This window comes from Bacillus sp. L_1B0_5, from assembly GCF_000836715.1.
In the GTDB taxonomy this organism is placed as follows: Bacteria; Bacillota; Bacilli; order Bacillales; family Bacillaceae_G; genus Bacillus_A; species Bacillus_A thuringiensis_S.
Map to the genome: position 1 here is coordinate 50,235 of NZ_JXIS01000001.1, position 12,733 is coordinate 62,967.

Consider the following 12,733-nt stretch of genomic DNA (forward strand, 5'->3'; position numbering starts at 1 on the left):
TGAATAAGCAATAATTGTAAAAATAGCTACGCCTAATGGTGGAGCTATTTTTTTGTTAGATTGCAGGTGTATATGATTGTTACGAATTAAAAATGAATTTCATATTATACATATAATGGAGGGGATGCACATGAAGGAGCAGTATAAAATCATTGTTTTAAGTGATGAATTATCCGGGGAGAGGATTCGAAATACATTAGACAAAAATAAATGTAAAACAATAGTTCATGTTGTAGACGTTTCAGATGTTGTTCGAATAGAAAATTCTTTTCAATATATAGTCATTTGGAGAGTGGACGCAGAAAAACTTACAAATGACTTGATAAATAGGGGCGTGCAAAGTTCAAAAATTATTAATTTAACAAAATACATGTATGAATGGAAGGATAAATTAATTTCTATCTATCAAATAAATCCAGAGCTTATGTCTTTATACATTTCTATGAAAAAAGCAAAGAGTGATCCGACGTATGAATTGTTTGCTACCGGTTTGTCTTATCCGCATTGTGGCATAAGTACGGAGCTCCTCTCAAAAAAGTCAATAAAATTAACACTTCCATCGCAAGATCTATACTATGATTATTTAATAGCGTCACAACTCCTATCAAACACTCATTCATTTCAATATTGTTTAATAGGAATAGCCTATTTCTCGTTTTTCTTTGATATGTCGTTATCATCTGAATCATATAGAATTCACAAAGTATATTATCCATTGTTTCAAGATGGTCATCATACTGTAGTTCATTCTCCTCTACTCACTGATGGATTCTCACATCTAAATACTCCGAAACCACTTCTTTCTATTTTTAATTTGCATTTTGAATATATTTTATTAGATGAACTAAAAGATGAATCATTGGTACTGCCTTGGATAAATGCTGAATGGAATACTACTCCTCTTTACATTCCTTTTGAAGAACACGGGAAAATAAGAGCAGCTTCACACGCTAAATTGGCGTATCCTCATACTTTAGTTGAAAATAAAATGATTTTTAAGAAATATTTAGAATTACTATTAAAAAACGATATAAAGCCATTAATTGTTGTATTCCCTGTTACTTCACATTATTTCAATTGTAGTAGTAAGAAATTAAAAGAAGATTTTTATAAAGTTATAAATGAGTTTCAAACTCAATATTCTTTTCAAATCATAGATCTATTTGATTCGCCATTATTTTGTGAGGATGATTTTTATGATAGTGATCATATGAATAAAAAAGGTGCAAATAAAATGTCCGCGTTATTAAATATGTTTATTCAGGAACGAAAAGTATGATATTTTGTTTCATGTTTGCATAAAAGTATATAGGCTCCATACAGTTAAAGTAATGTGATTTTTGTGTCGCGTATATAAATAATATGCGAAGAGGTGAGAGAGTTAAAATGAGAACTTGTATTGAAAGAACTGAAGAGGTCGTAGAGCAACTTCCATTGGTAAGTGTGTTAATTCCTACGTATAATCGTCCTCGCTACTTTGAAAAGGCGTTATGTAGTGTGTTAGAACAAACGTACCCTAATATAGAAATTATAGTTGGAGATGACAGCACGAATGACGAAACAGAAAAGGTGTTACAAAAATATTTATGTGATCATTTAAATATTATTTATATAAAAAACAGATCAACTCTCGGACAATTTGAAAATGCGCTAATGTTATTTCATGAAGCGAACGGTGAGTATATAAATTTTTTAATGGATGATGATATATTTCATGTGAATAAAATTGAAAAGATGATGAAGTATTTTTTCAATGATCTAGATAATGAAATTAAGCTAGTAACATCTCATCGTCAAGTAATTGATGATAAAGGGAAAGAACTACGACATATTTATTCAACTGTCCGTTTATTTGAAGAGGATACGATTATAGAGGGAGTAGAATTAGGAAATAAGGTAATTGTGGATCAAAAAAATTATATTGGAGAACCAACAACAGTTTTATTTCGTAAAAATGAGTTACAAGAACCGTATGGGATTTTTGATAAGAGGCGGTATTTATGTAATGTAGATATAGCTTCATGGTTATCTTTATTAAGTGAAGGAAAAGCAGTATATATAGCAGAGACACTTAGTTACTTTCGATTACATCCAGATCAACAGTTAAATGAATCTAATAAAATGATGGATGGGTTAGAAGATTTTTCACACAGTATTATAGCGGGAGAAAAATATGGTTTCTTATCCAACGAAAAAGATTTAGACAAAGCGATAACTAATTTTCTAGATTATGCAAGAAGGATAGTTCCATCATCGATATTATATACATTAGACTATTACCAAAAAATTAGAGGAAAGAAAATAAATATAGAAAAGAAAAAACAGCATATAAATAATAATTCTTCTTTACCGAAAGTAAGTATACTTATTCCTGCATACAATAGACCTTATTACTTGGAATTAGCGCTCAACAGTGCTCTGAATCAAACATATGAAAATATAGAAATTATTATTTCTGACGACAGTACAAATAATGAAGTCAATGTTATGATTCAACCGTACTTACGTGAATATGAGTGTATTACATATGTTAAAAATGAAACGCCATTAGTTGCCGAAAACTTTAATAAGTGTATAGAACTTGCGAATGGGGATTATATAAATTTTTTATTAGATGATGACTTATTTCATCATGAAAAGATCGAGAGAATGATGAAATACTTTTTGGCATTAGAAAACATTTCATTTGTGACGTCATATCGTGAACTGATTGATGAGAATGGAGAGATATTACCACCGTCAACATTGAATATGAAAATCGCGAAAGAAACAACACTTTTTGAAGGAAAAGAATTAGGGAATTATATGTTAAAAAACTTAAAAAATATAGTTGGTGAGCCGACAACTGTTTTGTTTAATCGGGATTTGTTTGAAGGTAAGTTTGGGTATTTTAAAGGAAAGGCTTATTCTGCTATTAATGATATTGCAACTTGGATAGATATGATGAGAAAAGGAAAAGTAGTTTATATACAAGAACCTCTTAGTTATTTTAGACAACATAGTGGACAAAATCAAAAACAAATGCATTTTATGTTAATGACAATTGAAGAGTGGATTGAATTAATTATAGATGCATATAATAGTGGATTTTTAAGTTCTGAAAGTGAGTATAAAGAGAGTTTATCTTATTGTTTAGAAAATGCGGGATTTATAGTTAAGGATGCAGTAAGAAATGGCGAAATAGATCAAATTTATAATGAAAAGATAAAAAAAGGGTTACACAAATTAGTTGCTCACATGTTTGAGAAAGAATTTTGTTATTGTCAATATTGCAATCAACAATTTGAAAAATTTTCACCTTGGCCAGCACATTATGATTTTCCGAAATATAAATTTGAGATGTGGAATAAAGATACAGGGATATGTCCAGTTTGTAATTCGATGGATCGTGAAAGATTGTATCGTACATACATTGAAACGGAAACAGACTTGTTAAATAGAAACTATACTATGCTTCATATTGCACCTGAAGCGAAGTTAAGAGATTGGTTTAACGAGTATAAAAATATTACGTATGTATGTGGTGACTTAGAACCAAAGGATCCATTAATGAAGGAAATTGATGTTACAAGGATTACATATGATAGTAATACTTTTGATGTAATATTATGTAGCCATGTGTTAGAACACGTTCCTGATGATGACAAAGCAATGCGAGAGTTATATAGAGTGTTAAAGCCAAATGGATGGGGAATTATTCAAGTACCAATCGTAATGAATGTAGATTTTATTGTAGAGAATGAATTAATTGTAACACCACAATTGAGGAAATTAGCTTTTGGTCAAGAAGATCATGTGAGAATTTATAATCAATCGGGATTTATTCAACGATTAATGAATGCAGGATTTAAGGTGGAATTATATAACATAGCGGAAAAACAAGGAATGAAAAGTGCTAGGAAATTTGGATTATCTGAAACAGATATGCTCTATATTGTCCGAAAATGATAGAAAGGAATAGATAGATATGGAGAATATTCCTTTTTTACGTGCTTCAACTGTACCTGTAATTGAGTATTTGGACGAATTGAAGGAAATTGATACATCTCACATATATACGAATTATGGACCTATAAATCAACGTTTTGAGGAAACAATTATGTCGGCATTTTTTCAAAACAGGGGAGCTGTTACAACAGTAGCAAATGCAACGTTAGGGTTAATGGCGGCTATTCAACTAAAGAAAAGAAGAAAGGGAAAGTATGCTCTTATGCCTAGTTTTACATTCCCTGCGACTGTCTTAGCGGCTATTTGGTGTGGATTGGAACCTTATTTTATTGATATTTCAATCGATGATTGGTATATGGATAAAACCGTACTTTTGGATAAGATAGAAGAATTAAAAGAAGAGGTTGCGATTGTTGTCCCGTACGCAACTTTTGGATCATGGATGGACTTAGAAGAATATGAAGAATTAGAGAAAATCGGGGTTCCGGTTGTCGTAGATGCGGCACCGGGATTTGGATTAATGAATAGTGGTATGCATTACGGTCAGGATTTTAGTGGAATGATCGTATATAGCTTTCATGCAACAAAGCCTTTCGGAATTGGTGAAGGAGGGCTCATATATAGTAAAAACGAAGAAGATATACAACGTATTAAAAGAATGGGGAATTTCGGATTTGATAAAAATCGTGAATGCACGATGATGGGGTTTAATTGTAAAATGTCTGAATACGCAGCAGCTATTGGGATAGCGACTATAAAAAGATGGGATCAAAAATTAAAAGAACGCACCCGTATTTCTGAATGGTATAAACAGTTATTGCAAAGTACTGGGTTAATGAAAAAAGGGTGGGAAGTCCAAAAGACAGAAGCGGTTATTCATCAATTTATGCCTATCATTTGTCCAGAAGAAGTTCACAACATACAAGTAATAGAAGAACTGAAAAAACAGAAAATAGAAGCTAGATTATACTTTTCACCATCTTGCCACCAACAAGTTCTTTTTAGAAAATATAAGTCTACAGATTTAACAAAAACGAATAAAATAGCAAACCGAATTGTAAGTTTACCTTTATGGGAAGGAATGACGAAAGAACTAGTAGAGCAAATTGTAATCTGTTTAGAGCAGAAGGTGGTGTTGGTAGATGAATAGTTTTTATAGTCAAGAAGAACTAAAGAAAATTGGATTTTTATCTGTTGGGAAAAATGTATTGGTTAGTAAAAAAGCAAGTATATATAATCCGGGTGCTATATCAGTTGGCAATAATGTAAGAATTGATGACTTTTGCATTTTAAGTGGCAAAATCACAATTGGAAGTTATTCGCACATCTCGGCGTATACAGCGTTATATGGAGGGGAAATTGGGATTGAAATGCATGACTTTGCAAACATTTCAGCTAAAACAATCGTATATGCAGTACTTGATGATTTCAGTGGAAATACATTAATGGGGCCAACCGTCCCGAATCAATATAGGAATGTGAAAGTAGGAAAAGTTATTTTTAAAAAACATGTGATTATTGGTGCTAATTCTATTATTTTTCCAAATGTAACTGTAGGAGAAGGTACGGCAGTCGGCGCGATGAGTATGGTAAAAGAGAGTTTAGATGATTGGTATATTTACGCTGGAGTTCCCGTAAGGAAAGTAAAACCTCGTCAAAAAAAGATGCTAGAGTTGGAAATTGATTTTTTAAAAAGCATTCATTCTTAATAAAAAAGAATGAATGCTTTTTATTTTTATCCCGCTATTTGCCGGGCAGTAAGACTTCACCTCAAAATTCAGCGAAAGCAAAGAAATTAGGTGGGAGCTGATTAAAGTTTCACTTTATGATAGAGCAGAGTGTATCTTAACTTATTATGTTTTAAATTTTGCTGACCAAGGCAATACTGAGCCATAGTGAATGTAAAGTTGGAGGGCGAGCGTATATGTTTGATGAGGATGGGATTGTTTTAATTATGGAACCAGCTGATGAAAGAAACTTGAGGAGATTTATTTTTTCAGTGCCACAGTCAGTGTATGAAAAGAAGGGGATTACATTACACTATGGAGCAGCTATAGGACAAGGATATATGGATATAATTGAAGATATTATAAGCGTACATATAGAAATAGATGTTGTAACAATAATAGGGCATGTAAGAGTATAAATAGCTATTTGAAAAAAGGTTGTAAGCAATTTAGCTAGAAGTTATGATAGAGAAAATTATAGACAATTATAAAGACGAAGGGAGTCTGAAATGAAAATAAAATCAATTTTATTAGTATTTATAGTTTCAATTGGTTTAATGGGATGTTCAATAGTGGAGGAAGGAAAGAACTCCATAGATTATGCTCAAAAGGCGACAGACTATGTAAATGAAATAAGCGCATTTGCAAATGAAGCACCGGCATTAGCAGAGAAAGCTATTAACGATGGGACAGCTCGAAAAGAATTAGAAACGAAGCTGAATGAAATTAAACAAGATATACCAGCTTTCAATGAATTAACGCCACCAGATGTAGCGAAGGATCTTCATCAACAAATCGTTGGATATAATGAAAAGCTAAATTCGTTAATTGATACGTCTATGAAAAAGATAGAGGAAGGAAAAATGGACGTAGAGCAATTTAAAAACTCAGAGCTCATGCAGACGATAGATCAAGTTCGTGATTTGAAAGATAAGGTGCAAAATTTAGGTCAATAACAAAAAGCTCCGTTTGTAACAAACGGAGCTTTTTGTTATTGGATACAATAAACGATTACACCAACGATAATAATCATGTTGCCGATGAGTTTACGTTTCGTTATTTTTTCCCCTAGGAAATACCAACCGAAAATTAATATGATGATATAACTTAAGGATTCTAATGCTGATGCTTGTTTTAATTCCATGCCCTTCATGGCGATTACATTTAATCCAGCATTAAGTACAAATAAAGAGTAACCGATAATAACATAAGGATTCACATATTCTTTTATTCTAGAATCGTATTGTTGTAAAGTAGCTTTTTTTAATAATATTTGTGAGTAATTTGCTAAAATTATCCCGAAAATAAACAATAGCATATAACTATTCATCTTTTGTCACCACCACAATTCCGACGATAATAATAGCTGCACCAAGTAAATGATTCCACTGAATTGTATCTCCAAATAGAAATACTGACCAAAGCATTGACCATAGTATAATAATCCCTCGATGTGAATATGCTTTTGAAATTTCGAAATGTTTAATTACTTGTTGCCATAAAATTGCATATCCGAATAAAAGTATAACTAGTCCGAAATAAGCAACAAAAAATGAGATTGAAGCAATTGGAAATTGAGCTGCCCATTTCATGTAAACCATAATGATAGAATATATCAAAAAAGCTACATGTAAAAATACATAATTTTTAATAGTTGGTTTCATTTATTCACTCTCTTTTACATATAAATATCTATTTATATCTGTTTTTTTAATGATAGATATAGAAATATATTTTGTTTAATCTTTCACATTCCAAATTATATAGTATCATGGCTTTTATTGTAAAACAATAGAAGCCATGCATTCATTTTTTCCAAGATTCTACAATATGTATCGTTTTATTTGTTGCATCCAACTCTACTTGAACACCGAAAGGTATAGTAATCATTGGATGTGTATGACAACAATCGAAGTCAGCTAGAAAAGGAATTCTTTGATTTTGAAGTACTTCCAACAGTATTTCAAAAGGTTTTCGATTTGTACCACAATCATCAAATTGCTCATGTTTTCCAAGAATGATACCTGAAATTTTATCAAATACACCGTTAATTTTAAGGAATGAAAAGCTTCTTTCGATAGTAGCTGCATCTTTTGAACTGTCCTCAATAAAGAGAATATCGCCTTCTTGAATATGTGGCATATAGGGGCTAGCCCAAATTCCTTGTATCGTGTTTAAATTCCCGCCAATAATACGCCCAGTAGCTTTTCCGTCAATTACTGAAATCCAATTGTTTGGTCGAAGTTCTTTCTCCTTCGTCTTTTCTTCCCAATTAATAAATTCATCTGACCAAAATAATGGTTGTTTTATATGATAAGGAAGAGATTGATCATGTAGTAAAGTTTCTGCAAAATATTTGTATGTGCAGTTAACAAAAGGTTCAAATTCGCCAAAGGAAGGGACGAGAGCGGGCCCATAAAATGTAGGGATTCCTGTTTTAGCATAAATTCCTAGTAATAAAGCAGTTGCATCTGAATATCCAATCATTATTTTAGGGTTATTTAGAAAAGCATCATAATCAATATAAGGTAATATTGAATTTGAATTCATCCCACCAATTGTTGACATAATACAAGAAATATTAGGGTTTCTTATCAAGGCATTTAGTTCATCAGCACGCTCTTGTATACTACCAGAACGATAAAAATCATATCGACCTGTTAATGAACCTTCTAATATACGAAACCCTTTCTGTTGTAAGTAAGATTTTGCTCGTTCAAATCTTTTTGGAGAAGTGTAGGTTACTGGTGAAGAAGGGGAGTAGATCCCAATTGTGTCACCATATTTTAATGATTTTGGAAGTAGCATTTGTATGAATCCCTTCTATTAAATAGTTTATTTACAAGATTTTATTGTTGAATATTCTTATATTTCAGTATTATAAGTGTAACATAAACAAATTAAAATAATAATTACTGTATATGAATAAATATACTTTTTACCTTGACTGTATAAAGGAAATGTTGTTAAGGTTAAATGTGAGTGTATAAAAGGTTTGCTAAAGGAGTTTTGAAATGAATCGGTTAAAATGGGGAAGGATGACAGTCCTATTAGTCATTATTTTAGGGATATGTTGGTTCTTATTCCAAGGAAATCAAAAGAGCGTAGCGAATGTAGAAGGACAACCTTTGCAAGTGGCAGAACTACCTAAAGCAGGATTTACTGAAAAAGTAGTCCCGCCAAAGTACATCCCACCAGAAATTAACGCAAAAGCGGCTATGATTATCGATGCGAGTGATGGAGATATTATTTATCAATATAATGAAAATGAAGCTTTTGCACCGGCTAGTATGTCTAAGATGATGACAGCGTATCTCCTACTAGAGAGTATACATAACGGGAAAGTTCGCTGGGAAGATCCAGTTAAAATGAGTGCGAAGGCGGCACAAACAGAGGGAGCGAGAATCCCAGTACAAGTTAATGACACATTAACTGTTAAAGATTTATATCATGCATTAATGATTGAGTCAGCTAATAATTCAGCTGTGGCTTTAGCAGAACATATGGCAAAATCGGAGAAAGATTTCGTTCAGCTTATGGATGCAAAAGCGAAACAGTTAAAAATGTCGGAACATGCTAAATTTGCAAATGCTTCTGGATTACAAGAGCCAGATGGAAGTGAAACAAAAATGACGGCTGCTGATGTAGCACAATTGGCGTATCATCTTATAAAAGATTATCCGGAAATATTAGAAGTGACTCACTTGCGTCAAAGTCAGCTAGCATTTAATAATATTAATGTTATAAGCACAAACGACATGTTAAACAAAAATAATAAAAGTTTATATATAGAAGGAATGGACGGACTAAAAACAGGATTTACAGATAGTGCAGGATATTGTTTTACTGGGACTGCCAAGCAAGGTGATAACAGAATTATTACAGTAGTCATGGGGACCTCAAGTAAAACAAAACGTTTTACAGAGACGAATAAGTTAATGTCGTATGCATTTGGATTAGTTAATTAAGTAAGTAAAATACCAATCTAGATCGCTACATAAGTAAGGCTGTTTGTTGTTACTAATTTTAGATAACAATAAACAGTCTTTTTATTTTAACTTTAAAAAGGAAAAAGATTCTAAATACAAGTGTTATCATTTGAGTTTAATTGTTGCTGTGATATTATAAAGTTATAAGCTTATTAATAATAAGTTTGAGGGGCGTAATATGCTGTATACATATGAAATAGCCTCAATTGAAAATTGGAGGGAATTATGATGGCAAAAGATTTTTACTCAGCAATTGAAGACAGAAGATCTATTTATGCAATTAGTAAAGAGCAAGTAGTTTCTGATGAGAAAATTCAAGAAGTGATTTATCATGCTGTAAAACATACACCTTCAGCTTTTAATTCTCAAAGTGCTCGTGTTGTTGTTTTATTAGGAGAACAACATGATAAATTATGGGATATTACGAAAGAAACGTTAAGAAAAATTGTACCTGAAAATAACTTTGCACCTACTGAAGAAAAAATGAATGCATTTAAAAGTGGTTATGGGACGGTTTTATATTTTGAAGACAGTGAAGTAGTGGAAGGCCTTCAAGCAAACTTTGCATTATATAAAGATAATTTCCCAACTTGGTCTCAGCAATCATCAGGAATGTTACAATTTGCAATTTGGACAGCTTTAGAAATTGAAGGGTTTGGTGCTACGTTACAGCATTACAATCCGCTAATTGATGAAGAAGTGAGAAAAGAGTGGGATATCCCAGGGAATTGGAAACTAACTGCGCAAATGCCATTTGGTAAACCGGTAGTACAGGCTGGTGAAAAAGAATTCCAACCGTTAGAAAACCGTGTGAAAATTTATAAATAATTTGATAAAAGGTGAACAGGAATATAACCTGTTCACCTTTTATAAGTAGTAAGGGTTTTTTTGTTCGGCATTTTTCATCTGATTCTTTAATTCATTTTTACGTGTTACAATCGCTGATACTTTTTGTAATGTTATCATTGAAACGAATTGAATAAAAGCATAGTATAGCTCTATATTTTTTTGTATTGGATCATCTATTATATTTCTCATAAATATGCCTCCTCTTTTTATTCAAATAAAACTCCGCATTAATGGGCAACCCGAGTGGTGAGGGTTAATAATTAGCGGAGGATGTATAAACCCCTTACTGATTAAAGTTTCATTTTATAAGGGAATGAAACTTTAATCAGTTCGCTAAAATTCTTTTTTATTAAGATATGTATATAATACTATAAACATCCTATAAATTCCATTATCGGAAAAAGAGAACAGTTGATATAGTGTGTGTTCTCTTTAAAGGAGAAATGACTTTTGTGAAATAAATCTTACAATTCGTCAAATTATTTCAAAATTGTAGATAGTATAGAAAATTAGTTTTCTAAAAATATTATACTATTGATAAATAGAGTGATTTTTGTCATGATGAAAGTATACTTCATGTAAGGAGCTTTATAAGGAAATACATACTTTAGTTTGTATTAGGTTAATAGAATTTTTTGTAATAGATAGAAAAGGGATATTTTATATTAAAATATTAAATAGAATGTCGAATTTTCATGCGATATATAAGAAATTTGAAAAAACCATTGCAAAAACACTATATTTAATGATAAAGTTCACATGAAGTTCACACGGATTTCACTTTGTTCATTTAAAATGAACTCTGTGTGAAAAATAAAACTCTTGCTAAAAAATGGAACTGGATGAATATTTTACTTTGATAATATTGTAAAGTATTAAAGTTTTAAGTTTTTTTTAAGAGGATAGTAGGGAAAGGAAGTAAAGACAACTTATGAAAAAAGTAATTGCAGGTTTAGCAGCAGCTTCTGTAGCTGGCGTTGCAGTTCCAGGAATGGATTCTGCTCATGCACAAGTTTCAAATGAAGCGCTAAAAGAAATTAATGGACAAACTCAAACTCAAACTCAAACGACTGTAACTGAAACAAAAACTGTAGAAACAACTTCTGAATTAAAATACACAGTAACTGCTGATGTATTAAATGTTCGTTCAGGTGCTGGTACAGGACATAACGTTATTTCTAAAGTGAAATCAGGTCAAGTGCTACAAGTAGTTGGACAAGAAAATGGTTGGTTCAAAGTAAACGTAAATGGTCAAACAGGTTATGTAAGTGGTGACTTCGTAACGACTGGTGGCAAAACAGGAACGACTGTTCAACAAGGAACAGGTACTTACACAGTAAACGTTTCTTCACTTAACGTACGTACAGGCCCAAGTACATCTCATACAGTATTAGGTTCTGTAAACAAAGGTAAAACAGTACAAGTTGTAGGTGAAGTACAAGATTGGTTTAAAATCAACTTCAATGGTGGAACTGGATACGTAAGCAAAGACTTCGTAACAAAAGGTGGTTCTGCTGTATCTAACGAAACACAACAACCAACTACAAACAACAATACTACAACAGTTCAAACTGGTGGTTCTTATGTTGTTAACACTGGTGCTTTAAAAGTACGTACAGGCCCAGCTACATACAACGCTGTAATCGGTGGAGTAACAAATGGTAAAGTATTAAACGTTACTGGTGCTGAAAATGGTTGGTACAAAATTAACCATAACGGCCGCACGGGTTACGTAAGTGCAGACTTCGTTAAGTTTGTAAAAGGTGGAGTAAACAACGTTACAAATAACAATAACGTTACAAATAACGTTCAACAACCAGGTAAAGATGTACAAAAACCAACAACAGGTGGAGATACATCTTCAATCGCTGGATTCGCTAGATCTTTAAATGGTTCACCATACAGAACTGCTGGTACAACACCTGCTGGTTTTGACTGCAGTGGATTCATTCACTACGTATTAAATCAAACTGGTCATAAAGGCGCTCGTCAAACAGTTGCTGGATACTGGAGCTCTAAAACAAAAACTAGCAATCCACAACCAGGTGATTTAGTATACTTCCAAAATACTTATAAATCAGGTCCTTCTCACATGGGTGTTTACTTAGGAAACGGTCAGTTCATTAGTGCAGAAACAGATGCAACTGGTGTACGTATTAGTTCTGTAAGTAACTCTTACTGGAGCAAGCACATTTTAGGTTACACAAAAGCATACTAAGA

Annotated in this window: 13 protein-coding genes; 9 read left to right on the forward strand and 4 right to left on the reverse strand. The window is 32.3% G+C overall.

Annotation, left to right across the window (positions count from 1 at the left end; genetic code table 11):
- The first annotated feature begins 130 nt into the window (after positions 1 to 130).
- From RT27_RS00240 to RT27_RS00265, 6 genes are all read left to right on the forward strand, one after another.
- Complete coding sequence (locus RT27_RS00240; RefSeq protein ID WP_043935025.1) at positions 131 to 1,279, forward strand: hypothetical protein; 1,149 nt, start codon at positions 131 to 133, stop codon at positions 1,277 to 1,279.
- Positions 1,280 to 1,386: 107 nt separating this feature from the next.
- Positions 1,387 to 3,948: a glycosyltransferase gene (locus RT27_RS00245; protein WP_043935026.1), complete on the forward strand. Its 2,562-nt coding sequence runs from the start codon at positions 1,387 to 1,389 to the stop codon at positions 3,946 to 3,948.
- Positions 3,949 to 3,967: 19 nt separating this feature from the next.
- Entirely contained in the window at positions 3,968 to 5,098 is a 1,131-nt protein-coding gene (locus RT27_RS00250) for a DegT/DnrJ/EryC1/StrS family aminotransferase (RefSeq protein WP_043935027.1), read from the forward strand.
- A complete protein-coding gene (locus RT27_RS00255) occupies positions 5,091 to 5,657 on the forward strand; it encodes an acyltransferase (protein WP_029442030.1) in 567 nt (188 codons plus the stop codon). Before RT27_RS00250 ends, RT27_RS00255 begins: the two co-directional genes overlap by 8 nt.
- A 215-nt stretch (positions 5,658 to 5,872) precedes the next feature.
- Entirely contained in the window at positions 5,873 to 6,094 is a 222-nt protein-coding gene (locus RT27_RS00260) for a hypothetical protein (RefSeq protein WP_000459105.1), read from the forward strand.
- A gap of 90 nt (positions 6,095 to 6,184) precedes the next feature.
- The gene (locus tag RT27_RS00265) at positions 6,185 to 6,631 is read left to right on the forward strand and encodes a DUF6376 family protein (RefSeq protein WP_000695205.1); all 447 of its coding nucleotides are present in this window, start codon (positions 6,185 to 6,187) and stop codon (positions 6,629 to 6,631) included.
- Positions 6,632 to 6,666: 35 nt separating this feature from the next.
- Here the strand turns inward: RT27_RS00265 and RT27_RS00270 are convergent, their stop codons facing one another.
- From RT27_RS00270 to RT27_RS00280, 3 genes are all read right to left on the reverse strand, one after another.
- Positions 6,667 to 7,005: an EamA family transporter gene (locus tag RT27_RS00270; protein WP_001089874.1), complete on the reverse strand. Its 339-nt coding sequence runs from the start codon at positions 7,003 to 7,005 to the stop codon at positions 6,667 to 6,669.
- Positions 6,998 to 7,339: an EamA family transporter gene (locus tag RT27_RS00275; RefSeq protein ID WP_000805130.1), complete on the reverse strand. Its 342-nt coding sequence runs from the start codon at positions 7,337 to 7,339 to the stop codon at positions 6,998 to 7,000. Before RT27_RS00275 ends, RT27_RS00270 begins: the two co-directional genes overlap by 8 nt.
- A gap of 142 nt (positions 7,340 to 7,481) precedes the next feature.
- Positions 7,482 to 8,483, reverse strand: a complete 1,002-nt coding sequence (locus tag RT27_RS00280; RefSeq protein WP_000926326.1) for a S66 peptidase family protein — start codon at positions 8,481 to 8,483, stop codon at positions 7,482 to 7,484.
- Between the two features lie 206 nt (positions 8,484 to 8,689).
- Between RT27_RS00280 and RT27_RS00285 the strand changes: the two genes are divergently transcribed.
- Together RT27_RS00285 and RT27_RS00290 are read left to right on the forward strand one after the other, a co-directional pair.
- Complete coding sequence (locus RT27_RS00285) at positions 8,690 to 9,643, forward strand: D-alanyl-D-alanine carboxypeptidase family protein (RefSeq protein WP_001080878.1); 954 nt, start codon at positions 8,690 to 8,692, stop codon at positions 9,641 to 9,643.
- Between the two features lie 246 nt (positions 9,644 to 9,889).
- Complete coding sequence (locus RT27_RS00290; protein WP_103629770.1) at positions 9,890 to 10,492, forward strand: nitroreductase family protein; 603 nt, start codon at positions 9,890 to 9,892, stop codon at positions 10,490 to 10,492.
- A gap of 39 nt (positions 10,493 to 10,531) precedes the next feature.
- Here the strand turns inward: RT27_RS00290 and RT27_RS00295 are convergent, their stop codons facing one another.
- A complete protein-coding gene (locus RT27_RS00295; protein WP_001244280.1) occupies positions 10,532 to 10,702 on the reverse strand; it encodes a hypothetical protein in 171 nt (56 codons plus the stop codon).
- Positions 10,703 to 11,444: 742 nt separating this feature from the next.
- Here RT27_RS00295 and entFM point away from each other — a divergent pair.
- Complete coding sequence (entFM, locus tag RT27_RS00300) at positions 11,445 to 12,731, forward strand: enterotoxin EntFM (protein ID WP_043935029.1); 1,287 nt, start codon at positions 11,445 to 11,447, stop codon at positions 12,729 to 12,731.
- The last annotated feature ends 2 nt before the right edge of the window (positions 12,732 to 12,733 follow it).

What these genes read in the sequence shown, in the direction of transcription:
- RT27_RS00240 (WP_043935025.1), top strand. Translation starts at nt 131, where the DNA reads ATGAAGGAGCAGTATAAAATCATTGTTTTAAGTGATGAATTATCCGGG.
- RT27_RS00245 (WP_043935026.1), top strand. Translation starts at nt 1,387, where the DNA reads ATGAGAACTTGTATTGAAAGAACTGAAGAGGTCGTAGAGCAACTTCCA.
- RT27_RS00250 (WP_043935027.1), top strand. Translation starts at nt 3,968, where the DNA reads ATGGAGAATATTCCTTTTTTACGTGCTTCAACTGTACCTGTAATTGAG.
- RT27_RS00255 (WP_029442030.1), top strand. Translation starts at nt 5,091, where the DNA reads ATGAATAGTTTTTATAGTCAAGAAGAACTAAAGAAAATTGGATTTTTA.
- RT27_RS00260 (WP_000459105.1), top strand. Translation starts at nt 5,873, where the DNA reads ATGTTTGATGAGGATGGGATTGTTTTAATTATGGAACCAGCTGATGAA.
- RT27_RS00265 (WP_000695205.1), top strand. Translation starts at nt 6,185, where the DNA reads ATGAAAATAAAATCAATTTTATTAGTATTTATAGTTTCAATTGGTTTA.
- RT27_RS00270 (WP_001089874.1), bottom strand. Translation starts at nt 7,005, where the DNA reads ATGAATAGTTATATGCTATTGTTTATTTTCGGGATAATTTTAGCAAAT.
- RT27_RS00275 (WP_000805130.1), bottom strand. Translation starts at nt 7,339, where the DNA reads ATGAAACCAACTATTAAAAATTATGTATTTTTACATGTAGCTTTTTTG.
- RT27_RS00280 (WP_000926326.1), bottom strand. Translation starts at nt 8,483, where the DNA reads ATGCTACTTCCAAAATCATTAAAATATGGTGACACAATTGGGATCTAC.
- RT27_RS00285 (WP_001080878.1), top strand. Translation starts at nt 8,690, where the DNA reads ATGAATCGGTTAAAATGGGGAAGGATGACAGTCCTATTAGTCATTATT.
- RT27_RS00290 (WP_103629770.1), top strand. Translation starts at nt 9,890, where the DNA reads ATGATGGCAAAAGATTTTTACTCAGCAATTGAAGACAGAAGATCTATT.
- RT27_RS00295 (WP_001244280.1), bottom strand. Translation starts at nt 10,702, where the DNA reads ATGAGAAATATAATAGATGATCCAATACAAAAAAATATAGAGCTATAC.
- entFM (WP_043935029.1), top strand. Translation starts at nt 11,445, where the DNA reads ATGAAAAAAGTAATTGCAGGTTTAGCAGCAGCTTCTGTAGCTGGCGTT.